The organism is Ignavibacteriota bacterium, assembly GCA_013285405.1.
Lineage (GTDB): Bacteria > Bacteroidota > Ignavibacteria > Ignavibacteriales > Ignavibacteriaceae > IGN2.
The window spans coordinates 1,286,805-1,306,330 of the sequence record CP053446.1; the positions used below are offsets into that span (position 1 = coordinate 1,286,805).

Consider the following 19,526-nt stretch of genomic DNA (forward strand, 5'->3'; position numbering starts at 1 on the left):
GTAAATAATGTTTAGGGAAACCAAAATTTTTAAAATCGGTTTAATAGCCGGAATAATCATTTGTATTAGCGCAGTTACAATGGTGCCTGTAGTTGGTAATCAGATGGACGAAGCATTAGCAAAATTTAATTTACCTCCGCTTAGTTTAAGTGCAATGATATTTTTTCTTTTTGTTTCACTTTCACTTGGTGTAACGTTGATGTGGTTGTATGCTACTATGCTTCCTCGTTTTAAACATCGAAAGAGAACCGCAGTAATAGCCGCTATCGTTTTATGGTTTCCCGGAAATTGCTTACCTAATTTAGCTAATGTTTTTTATGGATTTATGCCTGTTGGACTAACGGTAATTGGAATCGTTTGGGGTCTCGGTGAACTCTTAATTGCCGGGCTAATCGGTAGTTTGTTATATAAGGAAAATAGTAATTAGTGAATTAGATCATACTTACAAAGTTCAAAAGTTTAGGAAAATATTTATGAAAGTATTAGTTATCAGTGCTACCGGGGCAACAGGTCGATTGGTTGTTAAACATTTGCTGGATATAAATATTAATGTCAAAGCTGTTGCACGCAATAAAAGCGTTCTATTAAATGAGTTTAAAAGTAATGATCTTTTAGAAATTATAATAGGAAACATTTCTGAATTTGATTTGAATAAAAACCTTGAATTGATAAATGATTGTGATTCCATTGTTTGCTGTCTTGGACATAATATTTCTTTAAAAGGAATTATCGGGAAGCCAAGAATGTTAGTGAGAGATTCTATAAAAAATATTTGTACTGCAATTGAAAGCAGTAAAAAGGATAAAGTAAAACTTATCTTAATGAACACAACAGCTAATATGAATAGAAAATTAAAAGAGAGTTATTCTTATAAAGATAAAATTGTGCTTTCACTATTAACATTTTTTCTACCACCACATAAAGATAATGTTGGAGCAGCATCTTATTTATCAAATGTTATTGATGAATATAATTCTAAAATTGAATGGATAGCCGTACGACCTGATACTCTGATAAATGAAGAGAAAGTAAGTGAATACGAAATTATGGAATCACCAAAAAGAAGTCCTGTTTTTGATGCTGGAAAAACAAGCAGAATAAATGTTGCTCATTTTATAGTTGAGTTGTTACATCATAATGAGTTATGGAATTTATGGAAATTCAAAATGCCGGTTATTTATAATAAGCCAAATCAAAAAAATTAATCCTTTGAAGAATAGAATTTATTCTTTCTGTTTAATTATGAAAATTCATAAGTATGTTGAACTATGACATAAAAAAGGAAATGTTGCAATTACAGTAAATAAAAAATCCTTCTCAAATGAGAAGGATTTTTCTTTAGTAGCGGGGGCAGGACTTGAACCTACAACCTTCGGGTTATGAGCCCGACGAGCTACCAATTGCTCCACCCCGCGATGTAATTTCTTTTTTATTTTTCTCTCGAGGGTTTCTGTCGGCTCCGAGCTACTCCGGCTTTTGCCGGACTCCAACCCCCGATGTAATTTCTTTTTATTTTTCTCTCGAGGGTTTCTGTCGGCTCCGAGCTACTCCGGCTTTTGCCGGACTCCAACCCGCGATGTAATATTTGTAAAACTAATTTTTTTCAAATTCAAAATTGGAGTGCAAATATAACCATTCATCCCTGCGATGTCAATTAAATAAACCTTAGCCATCAATATTGTTAAAGCTTGATGTAATCCCATCAATAGCCTGTGAACGAACGTGAATTTCATTCAGTTTCTGAATTAAACGAAGAATAACTTTCCTCTTTTCTTCAATAAGTTCATCCATAAAAGTTTTTACTTCAGGCATATTACACTCGGCTATAACACTTTCATAGTATTTCACGATAGCTGTTTCTTTACGTAGAGCTTCGTTTAGACTTGCGCATGTGTTCTTACAAGCGTGCTGGCAGTTAAATCCAAGTTCTGACATTGTTATTCCTCATGGTTAAATTATGCTGTTGTTGTCTCTTTTAAGTTGGCAAGCTCTTTTCCTTTTTTAAGTGCTTGCTCATTAACAGGTATCAGGTGATGCCTGTGTTCTGGTAATGCTTTTTTAAGTGCGCTCACAATTGTTTCTATTTTTACAATCGGTCTTTTCTCAAGAAATGCGCCGACCATTATCATATTTGCTACCTGTTTTGCTTTAAGTTTATCGGCTTCTTCAATTGCAGGTATGCAGATAATATCAATATCATCTCTTGTCGGAGGACGAATTATTGTTGATTGTTCATAGAGGAGTACTCCTCCCGGTTTTACTGCTTTCTCAAATTTATCAAGTGATGGCTGATTAAGAACGATGGCTGAATCAAATTTCGTAATGATGGGTGAGCTTATTCTTGCATCGGAAACAATAACAATACAATTTGCCGTTCCACCGCGCATTTCAGGACCATAAGATGGCATCCAGCTTACTTCTTTTCCTTCAATCATTCCAGAGTAAGCGATGATGCTTCCCATTGAAAGGACTCCCTGTCCTCCAAAACCAGCACATATAATTTCATGTTCTTGTCGCATTTTAATATCCTGTTTTTTCTTTTAGAAAAACTTTTAAACTTTTTCCGGAACTTTAAGATCACCAAGCGGATAAACTGGAAACATTGTTTCCTCAAGATATTTGTTTGATTCGATTGGTGTCATTCTCCAGCCGGATGGACAGTTTGAAACTACTTCAACAAAACAAGTTCCTTTTCCTTCTTTTTGAAATTGGAAAGATTTTTCGATTGCTTTCTTCAGTTTCCTAACTGCGCCTGGAGTGTGAACTGCTTGCCGAGTTACATAGTAAGCACCGGGCAATTGAACAAGCAGGTCTGCAATTTTTATAGGATGTCCAACCGATTTAACATCGCGTCCATAAGGTGATGTAGTAGTAACCTGTCCGGGCAATGAGGTCGGAGCCATTTGCCCGCCGGTCATTCCATAAATTCCGTTATTGATGAACAACATCAGGATGTTCTCTCCTCTGTTAACTGTATGAATTGTTTCTGCTGTACCGATTGCTGCAAGATCGCCATCTCCCTGGTACGAGAAAACATAACGATCTGGTAAAACTCTTTTTATTCCTGTTGCAACAGCACTTGCTCTTCCATGAGCAGCTTCCTGCATATCAACATTCATATAGTGATATGCAAAAACAGAACAGCCAACAGGAGCAACCCCTATCGTTTTATCCTGAATGTCTAACTCTGCAACAACTTCCATCAAAACTCTATGAACAACGCTGTGTCCACAACCGGGGCAATAATGGAATGGAGTATCTGTAAGTGTTTCCATCGGTCTGCAATAGACCATTTCCATTCCTTCTGCATCCGGCGGAAAATCTAAATTTGTTGGTCTTTCTATTGACATTATTTAATCTCCTATTAAACTCTTTTAATCTTGAAGAACATTTTTATTGTCCAGAATTGATTCTATTTCATTAAGCACATCATCCGGTGATGGAATCATTCCGCCCATTCTTCCTGTAAAGTGAACCGGTACTTTTCCTTCAACTGCTAATCGTACATCTTCAACCATTTGTCCTGCATTCATTTCTACCGACATTATAAAATCAACCTGATCAGCAAGCTCATTTAATTTTTTATATGGAAAAGGATAAAGAGTAATTGGTCTGAGCAATCCAATCTTTATTCCTTTTTCTCTTCCGAGGTCAACTGTTTTCTGACAAATACGTGACGACAATCCAAAAGCAACGAGAAGAATTTCTGCATCCTTTGTTTTAATTTCTTCAAATCTTACTTCATCCTTTTCAATCTTCCTGTATTTTTCCTGAAGCTGAAGATTTACCTGTTCCATCTCTTCCGGTTTAATAAAGAGTGAAGTTATGATATTGTGATCTCTTTCTTTTGTTTTGCCTGTAGTTGCCCAGGGTGTTGCAACTTTTTTTAATGAGCCCTCTTCAGGAAGAATAACTTTTTCCATCATCTGTCCAAGAGCACCATCAGTTAAAATCATTGCAGGATTTCTGTACTTTTCTGCAAGACGAAATCCATCAAAAACAAAGTCAGCCATTTCCTGAACTGAAGCAGGAGCTAAAACAATCAGATGATAATCTCCGTGTCCACCGCCCTTTACTGCCTGAAAATAATCTCCCTGTGATGGTTGAATTGTTCCCAATCCAGGACCACCACGAACAACATTCACAACCAAACAAGGAAGTTGAGCAGAAGCAATATATGACAACCCTTCCTGCATTAAACTAATTCCGGGACCTGATGAAGAAGTCATAACTCTTGCACCGGCACCTGCAGCTCCGTAAATCATATTGATCGAGGCAATTTCGCTTTCAGCCTGAAGAACAAGTCCGTGACGTTTTGGAATTTCTCTTTCAAGATATTCCAGAACTTCTGATTGCGGCGTAATCGGGTATCCAAAGTACGCGTCAATGTCAGCACGAATAGCAGCTTCGGCAAGTGCTTCGTTGCCTTTCATTAGTTTTGCTTCATCAATTTTGTTTTTTTTCTCTTCCATCATAAAACCTTTAAGTATTTTTCTTGTTAGATGAACTTATTCTTTTAGTGCTACTTTTTTTGCAGGCTTTGGCTGTCTGTAAACTGTGATTGCTGCTTCAGGACAAACGAGCGCACAATTAACACAGCCTGTACATTTATCTTCCAGCAATTCAACGAAGCGATAGCCTTTTTCATTAAATTGCTGTGAAAGACGCAGACCATCTTGCGGGCATGCAATTATACAAAGTTCGCAGCCCTTGCAAATTACTCCGTTAATTTTTACGGTTCCTTTAATCATTGTTTAACTTTCTTATAAAATTGAATTATTTATTATAAAGGAATTTTGACAACATATATGCCATCGGAACTCCTTATCTTAAAAGGATTTTAGGCTAAAAAGGCTTAGGTAATTTTCAGTTTTAAGAAGATAGGAGAATGGGGTCTTCCTAATTTCGAGAAGTAAAATAACTTGGTTTAAGCAACTATTAAGAAAGCAAAATTAAGTATTAGAGATGAAATCTTTTGAAAAGATGCTATCTCTTTTTTGTCAAGCATCTATTCGATATTGACCTGAAGTCAGCCTCTGTTTGTTCTCACCATTCTCGAATATAGAGAAAGTTTCGGATCGAATAAAAATTTCAACCAAAGTTTACACCATGATTTATGATAGACAAGGTTATCATAAAACTCTGGCGCTGTTTTTTTTAATAGCGGAAGTTTGTTCCATGGCACGGATGGAAAATCATGATGCTCGTTGTGATAACCAACATTCAACGATGGAATATTCATCGGACCATAATAACTGTAAGTTTCCTGTGGTGGTGCAACAAGAAAATGTTCCTGTATCCATCTTGCACCAAGCGGATGAAGACCAATTGAGAAAATGAGAGAGAAGACCAGATACAAAAAAGCAATCCAGCCGAAGTAATAAATAATTACTGCATCAACTGCAAAGACAACAATCCAGTTGATAATTACCCAGGAATTCATAAATTCAATTTCTTTGAGACGCATTGTTCTGAATACCTGAAAGAATGGAAAGAAAAGTTCCCAAAGCATTTTCCCGATGAATGTATTCCCAATAAGTTTTGCTTCCCACTTGCTGGCGAGATCCGCATCAAGATAATAATCTCCCTGGAATGAATGGTGCTTCAGGTGATATGATTTGAATGAAACATAACTCGGAACTACTTTCGGCAGGTCGGCAATAATTCCGAAAACTGTGTTGAGCGTTCTGTTCTTAAAAATCAAATTGTGAGATGCTTCGTGAATCAGCACAAAAAGATTATGATCAGCAAAAGCACCGATTAAAAATGCAACGATAATTGTCAGCCACCACGCCTGATCGGCGAGCAGGTAAGCAATTACAAATTGCAGAGCCACAACAATAATTGTAATCACAGCACTGATAGGATTCTTGCCAATCAGATTTCTAACTTCCGGATGTGCTTTTAGAATTTGTTTCGTTCTTTCCTTGTGCGGTTCCGGTTTATCTGAATATTGAAAGTCCATTTTTTATTCTTGTTGTTTCATCTAACAAAACAAATGTAAATAAAACCACATAAGGAACAAACAATAGATAGCAACTAATATTTTTTCTTATTTGTTAAAACGCCGTTAAAAATCCCAATCCAATCTTACCGTATTTATCTAAAAAGTAATAAGGTAGTAAGAATGATTCGCTGAGAATTAGTGGTAACTATTATCTTTTCAAAGCAACGATTACAAAATACCGGGGCAGTAATTCCTTAACTGGGGCGACTACAGACGAAGTTTTGATATCTGGATTACCAAATAGCGTATAAATAATTTTTCTAATGTATCTGTTCCTGTAAACTTTTTTTCGCTGTCTTTGTCCGTACAAATTATTTTTATCTGTCGAAAAGCCATTCTCGTTCAATAATAGTAGTAATTCTTCAGGAATAAATTCCTGAATATGAAATTCATTTGAGGGTTTATCGTTGAGTGAATTACAATTTGGTGATGTAACAGGGCGATTTGGCGATGAAATAAGTAATGTCCCTCCGGAATCAAGCAGGTTGTAAAGGTTTATAATTGCTGCTTTGTAGTTTTTGATATGCTCGATCGTTTCAAAGCAGCTTATCAGATCAAATTTCCTTTCAAATCTGAAAGTACAAATATCGCCAATTGAATACCCAATCTGTTCCGATGCATAATTGTCTTTTGCGTATTTGATTAGCTTATTGTTGATATCAGCACCAAAATAATTTTTCGCTCCGGCTTGAATGAACATTGGTCCGGCATAACCAACACCGCAGGCAATATCAAGAATAGATTTATCCTTAACAAAATTGCAAGCGAATTTATATCGCTCAAGATGATCTGCTTCTATTCTTTCCCCTGATTTTCCCGGGATGAAATATTCACCTGTAAAGCTCAGAGAGTTATCGGAGTTAGTCATTTCTTAAATAATTTTCTTAATAAATTTTCTTCATAATGTAACTTATTTTGTATGCAAAACTAAATCAAATGTCTGATAACAATCAAAGAATATTTTTTCATAATTTTGATATATCAATTCACATAACTTTTCAGGGAGATGGATATGAAAACAATTCTTTTAATTCTCATTGGCAAAAGAAAAGATGCTGCCGTAAAAGTTCAGCAAATACTTACTGCATGGGGCTGTAATATTAAAACGCGTCTTGGTATTCACGACGGAGTGCTGGAAAATTGTTCTGATACAGGATTACTTATTCTCGAACTTGTTGGGAAGAAGGAAGACAATAAAGAAATTGCCCGGAAAGTTGCTTTAATCACGGGTGTGTCCTCGCAGCTTGTTGAGCTCTCATCACCTTCAGAATAATTGGCTGAAAAAATTTTAAATTTATTTTAACTGCTGATTTTCAGAGCAGGCGGAGAATTGTTTTTTTCTTTTTTATCAAACGGCAGTTCTATTGTAAAACAAGAGCCTGAATGATCTCTTGTTGCCATCCTTGAAGGACTTAAAACATTAATTGTACCTTCGTGTCTTTCAATAATTCTCTTCACAACAGAGAGTCCAAGTCCGGAACCTTCAGAGACAATCTTCCTCACATTGTTCGCACGATAAAAATCTTTAAAGATTTTAGGCAGTTCATTTTCGGGAATTCCAACACCATCATCACATACTTCGATAAAAAGATTTTTACTGTTAGAATTTATTATTACTTCAACATTGCCTCCATCAACTCCGTATTTAATCGCATTCCCGATAAGATTCGAGATGGCAATATCTAATAAGAATTTATCGCCCCTGATTTTGACTTTCTTCTCTCTATTGTCAAACAGTTTTAATTTTATCAGATGCGCATCTGCCGAGGCTTTCCTTCTTTTAATTACACCGGAAACTATTTCAAAAATTTCAAGTTCTTCTTCGTCATACTGATCATACAAAGTCAGCTTGGAAACATTGAGCACATCGTTTATCATTTGAATACCTTCATCGGTTCTGTGTTTTGCTCTTACCAACTTTTCCTCGATTGTTTCATCAATTGGACCGAGAAATTTCTGTAAAATAATGTCAATGTATGAAGCTACTGCAACTATGGGTGTTTTTATTTCGTGCACAATTCCCATTATATATTTTTGTTTTTCTTTCTCGGCAGCATTTATTTTTTTCATCGAATCAACAAGATCTTTTTCGCGTTTATAAAGCTGCCGCGCCATTCCATTCGCAAGGTAAACGCTCACGAATATCACAAAGGCAAAAGTAAAAAGAAACGCACTTATGTAATGCAAATTATTATACAACGGAAAACTCAATAGTCCATCAATTGAATGATGAACAATTAATTGCGAGTATTCGAGAATCGTCAGAGTAGAAAAACCAAGAACAAAAACAGCAGCCATTGTATATACCAACACACCCGGCAGAATTAAACTTCCGATTATCACGAGAAAGACAAATTGCATGTAAAGCGGAGATTCAATACTGCCGGTAAAATAAACAAGCAGCAACAATGCAATTAAATCGAGAATCATCTGCAGTAATGCAATGTATAACGGATTGAATCTTTCAAAATCTAACAGCACATACTTTCTCAAACGATGAAGCAATGCATTATAAAATAAAATGGATGCGATAATGCTTACTCCGGCTGATAGCTGAGTTTCAGAATAATTTATTTTGAAGATGAATGTTGTGATGAAAAGAAAAGCACTCAGCAATATTACGATTCCATATCGCAATTTAATGAACCAGAGATTTCTTCTGCGGATTGCTTCCCAGAATTCATTCTGATCCCGTGCCCAGTCGGGCACCATGCTCATCATTAGTTTATTGAACAAGTGTTTTCCGTTGCTAGTTGATTTAATTAATAACTTTATCGCCAGTTAGAGAAATATACGGTTATACAGGTATAAAGGTATAGGGAAATAAAGTTTTTAAATTACAAAAGCGAAAAAGTCAAAAACTAAATTTCTATAATATTTTATATCCTCTATACCTTATACCGAACCTCTATGCAATATACTTACCACGCTTTACATAATGAGTATGAAGAAGTTTGTGTGAAAGATGTCCACATGGTCCGTCTGTTAAGAACTCATCATATATTTCAACCACGTGACGATTCTCGTGAGACTTTCTTACAGGTAAAGATTTATCTTCATCGTAAATTGCTTTTGCTCTGAGCATTCGAATCTCAGGTGTAGTTGGAATCGGTTGACCACCGCCTCCGATACATCCGCCCGGACAAGCCATAAACTCGATGAAGTGACATTCGCTGAACTTTCCGCCAGCTTTAATGTCATCCATTATTTTTTTTGCGTTAGCGGTTCCATGTGCCACAGCAATTTTCAGTGTTGCGCCTTTAAGCCAATTCCAATCAGGAATAAGATGAGCAATTAATTTTGGTACCGGTCCAACTTCATTAATCGGAAGCTCTGCATATTTTATTCCTTCAAATCCTCTGACAGAAATAATATCTGCATCAGCGAAGATGTTTTCAATTTTCTTTCCAGTAACAAATTCAACAACTGTTCTTAATGCAGCTTCCATCACACCACCTGTTGCACCAAAAATTAATCCGGCACCTGATGCTTCTCCAAACGGATCATCAAAATTTGAACGAGGCATTTCGGGTAAATAAATTCCGGCTTCTTTTATCATCTGTGCGAGTTCTCTCGTCGTCAGACCGTAATCAACATCTTTAAATCCTGAATCATTCATCTCTGGTCTGTTACATTCGAACTTTTTTGCTGAACAAGGCATTACTGCAACTGAAACAATGTCTTTCGGATCAATTCCTTTTTTCTCTGCATAAAAAGTTTTAATAAGCGCACCAAACATTTGCTGAGGTGATTTTGCTGAACTAAGATTATCAACATACTCAGGATAAAAATGTTCAAGATATTTTACCCATCCGGGCGAACACGAAGTAAATTGAGGAAGAGCAACCTGCTCTTTTTTAACGAGTGCTTTATACAATCTTTGAATTAGTTCAGTACCTTCTTCAAATATTGTAAGATCCGCGCTGAAGTTTGTATCAAAGACAACATCAAAACCTATTCGTTTTAATGCTGTATTCATTTCGCCTGTAAGTGAAGTTCCTGGTTCCATCCCAAATTCTTCGCAGATTGCTGCTCTTGGTGATGGAGCGGTTTGAATAACAACATGTTTTTTAGGATTATCTATCGCAGCCCAGATTTCATCGCGTGGATCATTAGCACGAAGCGCACCGGTTGGACAACGGTTTATACATTGTCCGCAGTTAATACAAATAACTTCTGCCAGCGGCTTATCCCAGAAAGTTCCGATGTGAGTATTATGACCTCTTTCAATTGCTTCAAGCGCACCAACTTCCTGAAGATCAATACAGGTTCTCACACACCTTTTACAGAGAACACATTTATCCATGTCTCTTATTACAGAATAAGATGAGTTATCAACTTCATATCTTGGATTTTCGATATGCCCGAAATTGTAATGATCAATACCATACTCTTTTGCCAACGACTGCAGTTCGCAATTATTGTTTCTGACGCAGGAATAACATTCGCCATAATGTTCGCTTAAAAGCAAATCAAGAATATGTTTTCTTGCTCTTCTTACTGCATTAGTTGTAGTTTTAATTTTGATCGGAGCAGTAATCGGGAATGCACATGATGCCTGGAGTGTTCTCATTCCTTCAACTTCCACAACACAGATCCGGCAAACACCGGCAACACATAAATCTTCATGATGACAAAGAGTAGGAATATGGATTTGGTTTTGTCTGCAAGCCTCAAGAATTGTTGTTCCAAGAGGAACCGAAACTTTCTTTTCATTTATTTCGATTGATACTGTTCCACCGATGTATTCTGGGTTTTCAGGTTTTTCAACTACAAGAGATTTTTGACTTACCGGGGCTCTTAATGTTTTCTTATTTCCCATTTCTTCCTCCGTTGCCAGTATTGAATATTTCTTCCTTAAAATTTTCAAGAATTGATATAAACGGATTCGGACTTGACTGACCCAATCCGCATTTGGATGCAAGCTGCATTGTTTTACCGAGATCTTTTAATTTATTAATGTAGGCAAAAGTATATTCGCCTTTCTCAATCATTTCTATTCCTTCGAGAAGTTTTACATTTCCGATTCTGCAGGGAGTGCATTGTCCGCATGATTCATCAACAAAAAATTCCATAAAGTTTTTTAACACGTGAAGCATATCTCGGCTCTCGTTGAATATCATAATCGAGCCGCCTGTTGCGACATCTTCGTAAGCTACAGTTCTGCTGAACTGTGATTTTGGAACGCAGTGACCTGAAGCTCCGCCGATTTGAACAGCTTTCGTATTCTTTGCGCCAACAATTTCAAGAAGTTCTGAAATTTTTATTCCCCACGGGAGTTCATAAACGCCGGGCTTTTCACAATCGCCTGAAATTGAAAACAATTTTGAACCTGAAGATTTATCAGTTCCGAATTTTGCAAACCAACTTCCGCTTTTTACAACAATGTGACTTATTGCTGCAAGTGTTTCAACATTATTAACAGATGTTGGTCTTCCAAGATAGCCGGTATTAATTGGATACGGTGGTCTGTTTCGTGGTTCGCCCCGATGACCTTCCAACGATTCAATCAACGCAGTTTCTTCACCGCATACATAAGCACCCGAACCAAGAAATACTTCAATATCAAAACTAAATTCTTTATCACCTAAAATATTTTTTCCAAGAAGATTGTCCTTCCTCATAACCTCAAGATAATCTTCAAGCGGTTTTAAGAGATACTCATACTCACCACGCAGATAAACAATTCCCTTTTGCGCACCAATTGTATATCCGCCGACAACCATTCCATCAAAAACTAATTCAGGATATTCCATCAGAAGCACTCTGTCTTTGAATGTTCCTGGTTCACCTTCATCAGCATTACAGACAAGAAATTTTTCGTCTGATTTTGCTGCTGCTGTCAGCATCCATTTTGTTGATGTTGGAAATCCGGCACCGCCTCTTCCTTTTAGTTTTGAATCTTTCAATTCAAATAAAATATCTTCACGGGTCATTGATAAAGCTTTTCTGATTGCATCTCCTCTTTTGTATTCAGAGAAGATAACCGGACCGGTTCTTTTCACTTTGATTGTTTCCATAATCACTTCACCTTTCCGAGAAGTTCAACAGCTTTTTCAGGTGTAACATGAAGAAAAACCTGATCGTTAATTGCCATCGCAGGTCCCATATCGCACAAGCCGAGACAGTTAGCATACTCAACTGTAAACTTATTGTCTTTAGTTGTTCCGCCAATTTCAATTCCGAGTTCGCGCTCAATAGCTTTAACAAGTCCATTCTTCCCTTTCATATTGCAGGATATTGTCTGGCAGATACGAACAAGATTTCTTCCTTTAGGATTTGAATTAAGAAATGCGAAGAAGGAAATTACGCTGTACACTTCCACCGGATGAATGTGCAAAAGTCTTGCAACTTCCTGCTGCGCAAATTCAGATATGTGTCTGTGTTTCTTTTGAATTTCGTGAAGTATCATCAGCAAAGCCGAGCGATCATTCCCGTATTTATTTATATAGCTCTCTATTTCTTCGGAGAGAGCATTTTTTTCAGCAACTAACATTTACTCACTCCTTGTAATGTAATTGTAAAAGTTTTTCTACTTTGTCAATTAAAGTGTCCGGAGAAATTGGTTTCTCTATGAACTCATCTACAGGAACCATTTCTCCCGCGGCAAACTCAAGCCCCAATGCTTTTGATACTGATGTGTACATAATTATCGGTATCTCAAGTTTTTCTTTTCTGAATTTCTGCGCGAGAAAGAAACCGTCATCAGGTTCATTCATCATCACATCAAGAATAATTAAATCCGGTTTTTTATTTTTGACTATTTTATATCCGTCATCCGGATTATCTGCTGTGATCACTTCATATCCTTTTGCTGAAAGAACGAGACTACTCGCATCGAGAATATCGTGATCGTCATCAATTACCGCTATGAGTGCCATAATATTGCCCCATTGTTAATATTTGTGTTCAATTTAAGCTAATGCAGATACGCATATTAAATGCCATTATCGACAAAAAATCAATCTTGATTTCTGTGAAATAAAGCGATTAAAAATGTTTTGATAAAGCTTGTTTTCTTATTTATTGGAAGGTTTATTTCTCAAAAGAGAAAAGTAATTTTGTTTTTTTATTTGGTGATTGGCAAGAGTTGATGAACGTGAATTCAGGTGTTCCGATATAGCAGAGATGACACCTTTTTTATAGATGTCATCTCTTATAAGCTTCGTTTACATTATTTCAGTAGCACCATCTTATTAACATTTACATAATCGTTAACATTCAACCTGTAAATGTAAACACCACTTGCAAGTGAACTGGCATTGAAGTTTACCTCGAACTTCCCAACTTCTTTAAACTCGTCCACGAGTGTTGTTATTTCGTTTCCAAGTATGTCATAGATTTTTAGTGTTACATTACCTGCTTTTGGTATCTGGAATTTGATTGTCGTTGTTGGATTAAATGGGTTGGGGTAATTCTGGGATAGCTCATAAGACTTTATTACTTCACCGCCTGAATAACTAATTTGTTTGATGGTTGTCTTTCCAAGCACTGACTCATTAGCAAAAATTCTGGATAAAGAATATTCTGATTCGAAGTTATTATCCAGAACAAGTTTTAATCTTGCTGTTCTGTTGCCAATTCCCTGTGTATTTACCTGATATGAAATGTTATTATACTGATAAAGATTATTCTGAGTATAAGTTACATCATCATATTCGCCAATGGTTTGTCCCGTAACATCATCAATGAGCAATACTTTGAAGTTGATGAATCTATCACCAGTAATTGCCTGAACCGCAGAAACGGAATCATTAAGCCCGTACTGTACACTATAAAGAAATGATGAATTGTCAGACAGAGTAATTGTCTCAGTTATCAGACACTGATTGATAGAATTAAGATTGTTGACGTCTAATGTATCTGGTATTTCTATAAAATTAATTGTTTGACCATCAACTTCTATATCTCCCAGAGCAAAGTAAAATTCAGAGCTATCCACTGTAACAATGCCCTCTCTTCCCGATGAGAAGAAGTTATTTGTTATTTTGTGAGATTGATAATAACTGTCAAGATTATTACTCCGTTCAAAGTAATATGGAACACCAGTATTATGCTCATAAGTTATACAATACATATTTGTATTAGTTGTACCATTGCTTACCTGAACCTGCTGTCCGGTGACATCGTCAAGCAATCTTACTGTTAAGAGTATTATCGGCAAACCATATTTGACTATTGTTCTCACTCCAGGCAAAAGCATAATAAGTATTTGTTGAATTTTTATTAATATTCGGAGAAGAAACATTGTTACCAAATTGCCAGAAAGTTGTTTGTCCTGGACGCCTGAAAAGTACTCTATACTGCGGGAATGCATCAACTTCATTTTCTTCTTCATAATAAACCATCCTATAGCCAACCCAGCATACACGTGCAGTGGTGCCCATTGAAATAATAGATGGATTGTAATGCTCTGTAAATCCTGTATTGTTTGAACAAACATAAGGATTGCCACCAGACATAAGTGAACCTGTTCTCGTTTGTCCGTAGCGATAATGATATTTAATCTGGTTATTTTCCTGATATACTATGTGAAAGTAATTATAACCGCTATAAACATCGTCACCAATTGTTGGGTGAATTGAATTTACACCAGTCGTTGGAATCATTACCCATTTTTGAGTTGGATTGTACCAGGTTAATTGCCAACCATACAATCCGTTTAGCCAGCCGAACGAATAATACAAACCTGCTTGTGTTGGATCATCGCCGCCTTCAGGCAAGTAGCCTGGTACTTTATATGCAATCAGGAAGTCCCATTCCTGTGCAAGTGAAATAACGGGTTCAGCATTCATTTGACTATACTCACCGGGTGAGTGCGTAAATGATACAACATCATACCTGAATTGACCTGCTCTTGGTGCACCGTCAATGTAAACATCCACAACAACTTTAGACCCGGTTGAAGTTGTACACTGATAAGCGATTAGCACAACATCTGTTCCGGAGCCGGGTGGTAAATAATCAATTGAGACCTGCTTGGGGTTATCTGAATTAATTGGTTGACCACCTACAATATCCCAGGTTGTGCCACCGTTTGTACTTCTCTCGTACCATAATGCACCCATACTGATGTAAACATTATGCAAATGCCCGTTATCTGTTCTTACAAATTTTTTCTGGCTGTTGAAATCGTATGCCGTAATATCATTCGAGAGTTGTGCGCCTTTGAGGTTTGCAGTAATAGTTGTGTTAGTAGTCGAAAGAAAAACAACATTTGTAGATTTACCGTTAGGAGATTCTACAAACAATTTGGCTGGATCATATTCCCAGCTACGCCATACAAATTGATGAGTTCTCCCAGTCTGTGATAAATTTATATCGTGAGGAGCTGAATAAATTGAATAATATGGTCTACCAGATATAATCGATTGATTAAGAAAAGTACCTTTGTATTCACTTCCTGTGCCTGAACCAGTATTAGGATTAAAAGGAGAATTAACCCATTCATAAATTGCATCTGAACCTAAGTTCTTAAAACCGTATTGATCCTGATAGTTTGTTGGATCATTAAAGTTAATAAACCACGGGTCTCTGAATTTTAATTTACCAGCATCAATATTGTTTACTTCTACAAGTTTATTTTTGACCGTGATATTGGAATTCGTTGACTTAAAATTAGAAGTCAAAAAATCAGTATTTTCATTAATATTAAACACCTGATGGTTTTTAACATCATTGTCCTCATTCCAATTATTATACTTTTCATTGCTTATTACTTTTCGAGATCCTCTTAAGGCTTTTTCTCGATTTAACTCCCAAGAAAAGTCTTTCGGCACAGAAAATCTATCCCAATCACCATTAGGAACATATATATCAACTGAATCAACGGAACTTGTACCCGATAATTTTTGATCAACCGTAACAATTTGGTGAGGTAGGTCCCAAACAATTGTTAGCTCTATGCATGGAACTTCTGTTGTATTTGGAGCGTCACTATCGTATTTATATACCGTCCACCAAGGATGCGGACTTGATTCGGGATCCAATTTAATTCCAAGGGTTAAAAAATATTCTCCCGATGAAATAGCATTTTGTACTGCATTGAACAAATTTCCAGATGTAAAAGTTTGATCAAATGAAACAACTCCATTATTTGGGATCAAATCTGCTGTAAAAACTCTATTTCCTGTATTAAAATTATTATAGAAACTTCCACTTCCCCAGTACATATTAAGATTATGTATTGCAAACTTAAAGTGTTCGGTTCCTGACCTTGCCGCTTTGAATCTCAATCTTACAGATGATAGTTGAGCATCAGTTGGTATATCATTATTACTCCACTCCCAAAAATTTGTATTTCTATAAAATACAGAGGGTGGACCGTTATTAACACCAACGTAATGCCAACCCCAACCGTGAACCTGACCATCAATCTTCCATTGTGTCGTGAAAAGATCTTCGAAAACAGGTCCATAAGAATAAGGGCCTTGTGCCACAATTTGAGTGAAGGAAAATAAAGTTATAATAAATAATATTTTGACATATGTTCTCATTTTAAATCTCCAATAATTTTAAATATGAACTTTTAATTCTATTGTTTATTTTTCATGTGCAAACAAAAAAGCATAACTCACTTTGGTGAGTAATTGGATAGGCTAATTTGTATGCATTTATGGGCAGTGGTGCTGCAACATCACTGCTCATTTTATATTTAAGGGCGGTGCTCTTTCCATCATAAGCTATTATTCATCTCTTTCCAGTTGTGATTACTGCTTTACTTTGTTCAGTACCTACAGCAACCGTAATATCAGTACTTACGTCAATTGCATAATAGGCGCCGAATGAAAGCAATGGGTCTTGATATTCAGTCTTCCAGTTTTTACCGTTAAAATGTATTACTTTTCCATATGCTCCAACACCTGTAACATCATTAATATTGTTACCTCTTATTGCATATATGGAAAAACTAGTAATGTCTTGAGGTTTATTTCTCCAGAGCAAATCAGATAAGTAGTGTTTTTGATAGACTCCACTTCCGGTAACATAATATTGCTTCTTAAATTTGAACCAGAGTGCTCTTAACGGCTGGTAGAGTGGCTCATCAGAAACTATTTCAAGTCTATTCTGTAATATTCTAATTATTTTTCGATCGGGATTATGATAATAGTCGGATGCGACAGCTAGTATTTCCCAATCTTCACTTTCCCCATATAAATCTCCCCAAATGTCATATATTGTTAAATCCGTTATTGTTCCCATTCTCCACCAAAGGGTTCCATTAAATCTGACTATTGTTCCATTGCTTCCAACAGCATAAAGATCATTACTCGATGTTCCCCAAATTTTATTTATAGAAAATGAAACCGGCATACAATGGGTTTCCACTTGGGTCATTCCATCCAATCTTGCAACTTGGTCTCCATACATCGAAATCCAAATATCATTTTCATTAAAAACAATAATTGAACTGGCAGGATATGGAACCATAATATTGGGATTCGCACATCCTGCGTAAAACATAACTCTTAGAAGTTCCCATTTATTTCCGTCCCATTGCACAGCGTTATATGCGTGAGGATCAGGTTGTCCAAGCGAATCATTCATATATATTTCACCTACAGCGATAATATTATTTTCATTAATTATTGCAACATCACGAAGTACACTGCTGCTGTGCTCGCCAAATGTCCACGTCTGCCAGGTAAAGTTATGACTGGTGGTGTCCATCGTTGTAACACTAAGCTCGTTGCTGGATACTTGATGCTGGATACTGGATACTTGATAGTGATAGTTCTTGTTTGGTAAAAGAGAGTCAATGTATAATAGTGAGTCTTGAGTTTTGAGATTTATGATCTGAGATTTTGTTTCACCAGTCGGATTAGTTTGTTTTAAAGTTATGGCAGCTGGAAGTTGAAGGTTAATGGTGCTTAATTTAATCCAGGCTTCTATACAGGAAACGTCTTCAAGAATTAAATTGATACTTTGATTTTCGTTAGGTGGTTCGGTTATATCACAAGCTCTTAGCAGTAAGCCAAGAGTAATTACTAATACACCAATTATTGCCCGTCTCATTTTCTTCTCCTAAAAACTAATAGTTATTTAGTCTTAATTTAATCTTACACCGTGAGGATTACCAATATTTAAACTGCAAAAATTGTTCCTGTAAATAAAATTGAAAAGGAAAGTGAATATCAAATCAGAAGGTAAAATTTTTATGTGGTGCTGTTCAAATATTTCCGAATCGGAAATAATTATTTTCCTTGGTTGAGAAAAGTTTTTTGAAAAAATTATTTTACATTTAGGAAGTGTTAACGACTATGAAATTACAAGTTCTTGCTATGTTAGAACTGGTACTTAAGAAATATTTTACCGATTAATTCAAAAAGGAAAATTCTCCTGAAACAAAAAGTTCGCTACACATTTATTGATCTGCTTCGCGGCTGGTCAATCATACTAATGATTGAACCACATGTGTTCAATACCTTCCTGCTTCCTGAATTAAAGCAGACAGGATGGTTCGGGGTTGTCAGTTTCATAAACGGATTGATAGCACCGGCATTTCTTTTTGTTTCGGGATTTGTATTCGAGATTTCTTCAGGCAGTAAGCTTGATGATATGCGGAAGTTCAAGCTTCCATTCTGGAAAAAACTCTGGAGAATAATTTCAATTATACTCATCGGTTATGCTCTTCATCTTCCATATAAATCACTTTCAAAAATTATTAATAAAGCAACACCTGAACAGCTTCAACAATTTTATTCTGTTAATGTGCTTCATTGTATTGGTGTTGGACTTCTAGTTTTGTTTGTGCTGAGATTAATTATCCGTTCAGATAAAATTTATCACTATACATTACTCGGATTGACAATTGCTGTAACGGCGGTATCACCAATGTTTTGGAAAACAGAATTTACAACCTTCCTGCATCCTGTATTTGCAAATTATTTCAACAGACTGAATGGTTCTCTTTTTCCTGTTTTTCCCTGGCTCAACTTTATACTTGCCGGTGCGATCTTCTCAAAATATTTTCTTGCTGCAGCAGCAAAGGATAAAGAGAAAAAATTTATAAGTGCTGTTACATTAATCGGGATAATTATGTTGTTCTCCGGACACTTGTTCTACTCCGGAATATTCCCCGGATCGCTAACATCAATTCTTCCCAATCCAGTATTTTTTATTGAAAGACTTGGTTATGTTTTATTCTTTACAGCAGTTTGCTGGTATTATAATAATTGGAGAAACGTGACTAAATCATTTGTGCTTGATGCAAGCCGTGAATCGCTTTTAATTTACTGGTTACATTTGCTGGTAATTTACAGTTCAACGTTCGGGAAAAGTCTGGCGAATTATCTTGGCCCGAATCTGAAATTAATTGAGTGTATTGGTGTAACATTGGCGCTGATGGTTTTAATGATACTGGTTGCAAAACTCTGGGTCTGGACAAAAATGAAATTTCCGAAATACGCTGGCAAAGCTGCGTGGGCAATTATGGGAATTCTGTTTATGATTTTTTTATTTGGTTAATATTTAAGAGTGAACAATGTGAGACTCACCTTTGAGGTGAGTCTCACCTGAA

At 36.3% G+C, this 19,526-nt stretch carries 19 protein-coding genes and 1 tRNA gene; 4 read left to right on the top strand and 16 right to left on the bottom strand.

Annotation, left to right across the window (positions count from 1 at the left end):
• The first annotated feature begins 7 nt into the window (after window positions 1–7).
• Window positions 8–427, top strand: coding sequence for a hypothetical protein (locus tag HND39_05550; GenBank protein ID QKJ95786.1), 420 nt, complete (start codon window positions 8–10; stop codon window positions 425–427).
• 46 nt (window positions 428–473) lie between these two features.
• Complete coding sequence (locus HND39_05555) at window positions 474–1,205, top strand: SDR family oxidoreductase (GenBank protein QKJ95787.1); 732 nt, start codon at window positions 474–476, stop codon at window positions 1,203–1,205.
• Between the two features lie 137 nt (window positions 1,206–1,342).
• On the opposite strand, the gene HND39_05560 is transcribed toward HND39_05555, so the two are convergent.
• The 8 genes from HND39_05560 to HND39_05595 form a co-directional block, all read right to left on the bottom strand.
• Window positions 1,343–1,415, bottom strand: a tRNA-Met gene (locus HND39_05560).
• A 250-nt stretch (window positions 1,416–1,665) separates the two neighbouring features.
• Window positions 1,666–1,935 carry a hypothetical protein gene (locus tag HND39_05565; GenBank protein ID QKJ95788.1) on the bottom strand — a complete coding sequence of 90 codons (270 nt, stop codon included), beginning with the start codon at window positions 1,933–1,935 and terminating at the stop codon, window positions 1,666–1,668.
• A gap of 20 nt (window positions 1,936–1,955) precedes the next feature.
• The gene (locus HND39_05570; protein ID QKJ95789.1) at window positions 1,956–2,519 is read right to left on the bottom strand and encodes a 2-oxoacid:acceptor oxidoreductase family protein; all 564 of its coding nucleotides are present in this window, start codon (window positions 2,517–2,519) and stop codon (window positions 1,956–1,958) included.
• A 33-nt stretch (window positions 2,520–2,552) separates the two neighbouring features.
• Entirely contained in the window at window positions 2,553–3,350 is a 798-nt protein-coding gene (locus HND39_05575) for a 2-oxoglutarate oxidoreductase (protein QKJ95790.1), read from the bottom strand.
• A gap of 24 nt (window positions 3,351–3,374) precedes the next feature.
• A complete protein-coding gene (locus tag HND39_05580; GenBank protein QKJ95791.1) occupies window positions 3,375–4,472 on the bottom strand; it encodes a 3-methyl-2-oxobutanoate dehydrogenase subunit VorB in 1,098 nt (365 codons plus the stop codon).
• 36 nt (window positions 4,473–4,508) lie between these two features.
• Window positions 4,509–4,751, bottom strand: coding sequence for a 4Fe-4S dicluster domain-containing protein (locus tag HND39_05585; protein ID QKJ95792.1), 243 nt, complete (start codon window positions 4,749–4,751; stop codon window positions 4,509–4,511).
• A gap of 278 nt (window positions 4,752–5,029) precedes the next feature.
• Window positions 5,030–5,965, bottom strand: a complete 936-nt coding sequence (locus HND39_05590) for a fatty acid desaturase (protein QKJ95793.1) — start codon at window positions 5,963–5,965, stop codon at window positions 5,030–5,032.
• 190 nt (window positions 5,966–6,155) lie between these two features.
• Window positions 6,156–6,875 (bottom strand): class I SAM-dependent methyltransferase, encoded by a 720-nt coding sequence (locus HND39_05595; protein QKJ95794.1) that lies wholly within the window; start codon window positions 6,873–6,875, stop codon window positions 6,156–6,158.
• A gap of 138 nt (window positions 6,876–7,013) precedes the next feature.
• Here HND39_05595 and HND39_05600 point away from each other — a divergent pair, with 138 nt between their 5' ends.
• Window positions 7,014–7,280, top strand: coding sequence for a hypothetical protein (locus tag HND39_05600; GenBank protein QKJ95795.1), 267 nt, complete (start codon window positions 7,014–7,016; stop codon window positions 7,278–7,280).
• A gap of 26 nt (window positions 7,281–7,306) precedes the next feature.
• On the opposite strand, the gene HND39_05605 is transcribed toward HND39_05600, so the two are convergent.
• The 8 genes from HND39_05605 to HND39_05640 form a co-directional block, all read right to left on the bottom strand.
• Window positions 7,307–8,743: a HAMP domain-containing histidine kinase gene (locus HND39_05605; protein QKJ95796.1), complete on the bottom strand. Its 1,437-nt coding sequence runs from the start codon at window positions 8,741–8,743 to the stop codon at window positions 7,307–7,309.
• Window positions 8,744–8,915: 172 nt separating this feature from the next.
• The gene (locus HND39_05610; protein QKJ95797.1) at window positions 8,916–10,829 is read right to left on the bottom strand and encodes a 2Fe-2S iron-sulfur cluster binding domain-containing protein; all 1,914 of its coding nucleotides are present in this window, start codon (window positions 10,827–10,829) and stop codon (window positions 8,916–8,918) included.
• Window positions 10,819–12,027, bottom strand: coding sequence for an iron hydrogenase (locus HND39_05615; protein QKJ95798.1), 1,209 nt, complete (start codon window positions 12,025–12,027; stop codon window positions 10,819–10,821). The genes HND39_05610 and HND39_05615 overlap by 11 nt, the downstream gene beginning before the upstream one ends.
• Window positions 12,028–12,029: 2 nt before the next feature.
• The gene (locus tag HND39_05620; protein QKJ95799.1) at window positions 12,030–12,503 is read right to left on the bottom strand and encodes an NAD(P)H-dependent oxidoreductase subunit E; all 474 of its coding nucleotides are present in this window, start codon (window positions 12,501–12,503) and stop codon (window positions 12,030–12,032) included.
• Between the two features lie 4 nt (window positions 12,504–12,507).
• Window positions 12,508–12,888 carry a response regulator gene (locus HND39_05625; protein QKJ95800.1) on the bottom strand — a complete coding sequence of 127 codons (381 nt, stop codon included), beginning with the start codon at window positions 12,886–12,888 and terminating at the stop codon, window positions 12,508–12,510.
• 293 nt (window positions 12,889–13,181) lie between these two features.
• Entirely contained in the window at window positions 13,182–14,195 is a 1,014-nt protein-coding gene (locus tag HND39_05630; protein QKJ95801.1) for a T9SS type A sorting domain-containing protein, read from the bottom strand.
• Window positions 14,137–16,503, bottom strand: a complete 2,367-nt coding sequence (locus HND39_05635) for a hypothetical protein (GenBank protein QKJ95802.1) — start codon at window positions 16,501–16,503, stop codon at window positions 14,137–14,139. The genes HND39_05630 and HND39_05635 overlap by 59 nt, the downstream gene beginning before the upstream one ends.
• Window positions 16,504–16,696: 193 nt before the next feature.
• A complete protein-coding gene (locus tag HND39_05640; GenBank protein QKJ95803.1) occupies window positions 16,697–18,022 on the bottom strand; it encodes a glucosyl transferase in 1,326 nt (441 codons plus the stop codon).
• 384 nt (window positions 18,023–18,406) lie between these two features.
• Here HND39_05640 and HND39_05645 point away from each other — a divergent pair, with 384 nt between their 5' ends.
• Entirely contained in the window at window positions 18,407–19,474 is a 1,068-nt protein-coding gene (locus HND39_05645) for a DUF1624 domain-containing protein (protein QKJ97897.1), read from the top strand.
• Window positions 19,475–19,526 lie beyond the last annotated feature (52 nt).

Excerpts from the sequence above, each read along its gene's own strand:
- HND39_05550 (QKJ95786.1), top strand. The coding sequence starts at position 8 with ATGTTTAGGGAAACCAAAATTTTTAAAATCGGTTTAATAGCCGGAATA.
- HND39_05555 (QKJ95787.1), top strand. The coding sequence starts at position 474 with ATGAAAGTATTAGTTATCAGTGCTACCGGGGCAACAGGTCGATTGGTT.
- HND39_05565 (QKJ95788.1), bottom strand. The coding sequence starts at position 1,935 with ATGTCAGAACTTGGATTTAACTGCCAGCACGCTTGTAAGAACACATGC.
- HND39_05570 (QKJ95789.1), bottom strand. The coding sequence starts at position 2,519 with ATGCGACAAGAACATGAAATTATATGTGCTGGTTTTGGAGGACAGGGA.
- HND39_05575 (QKJ95790.1), bottom strand. The coding sequence starts at position 3,350 with ATGTCAATAGAAAGACCAACAAATTTAGATTTTCCGCCGGATGCAGAA.
- HND39_05580 (QKJ95791.1), bottom strand. The coding sequence starts at position 4,472 with ATGGAAGAGAAAAAAAACAAAATTGATGAAGCAAAACTAATGAAAGGC.
- HND39_05585 (QKJ95792.1), bottom strand. The coding sequence starts at position 4,751 with ATGATTAAAGGAACCGTAAAAATTAACGGAGTAATTTGCAAGGGCTGC.
- HND39_05590 (QKJ95793.1), bottom strand. The coding sequence starts at position 5,965 with ATGGACTTTCAATATTCAGATAAACCGGAACCGCACAAGGAAAGAACG.
- HND39_05595 (QKJ95794.1), bottom strand. The coding sequence starts at position 6,875 with ATGACTAACTCCGATAACTCTCTGAGCTTTACAGGTGAATATTTCATC.
- HND39_05600 (QKJ95795.1), top strand. The coding sequence starts at position 7,014 with ATGGATATGAAAACAATTCTTTTAATTCTCATTGGCAAAAGAAAAGAT.
- HND39_05610 (QKJ95797.1), bottom strand. The coding sequence starts at position 10,829 with ATGGGAAATAAGAAAACATTAAGAGCCCCGGTAAGTCAAAAATCTCTT.
- HND39_05615 (QKJ95798.1), bottom strand. The coding sequence starts at position 12,027 with ATGGAAACAATCAAAGTGAAAAGAACCGGTCCGGTTATCTTCTCTGAA.
- HND39_05620 (QKJ95799.1), bottom strand. The coding sequence starts at position 12,503 with ATGTTAGTTGCTGAAAAAAATGCTCTCTCCGAAGAAATAGAGAGCTAT.
- HND39_05625 (QKJ95800.1), bottom strand. The coding sequence starts at position 12,888 with ATGGCACTCATAGCGGTAATTGATGACGATCACGATATTCTCGATGCG.
- HND39_05635 (QKJ95802.1), bottom strand. The coding sequence starts at position 16,503 with ATGAGAACATATGTCAAAATATTATTTATTATAACTTTATTTTCCTTC.
- HND39_05640 (QKJ95803.1), bottom strand. The coding sequence starts at position 18,022 with ATGAGACGGGCAATAATTGGTGTATTAGTAATTACTCTTGGCTTACTG.
- HND39_05645 (QKJ97897.1), top strand. The coding sequence starts at position 18,407 with ATGATTGAACCACATGTGTTCAATACCTTCCTGCTTCCTGAATTAAAG.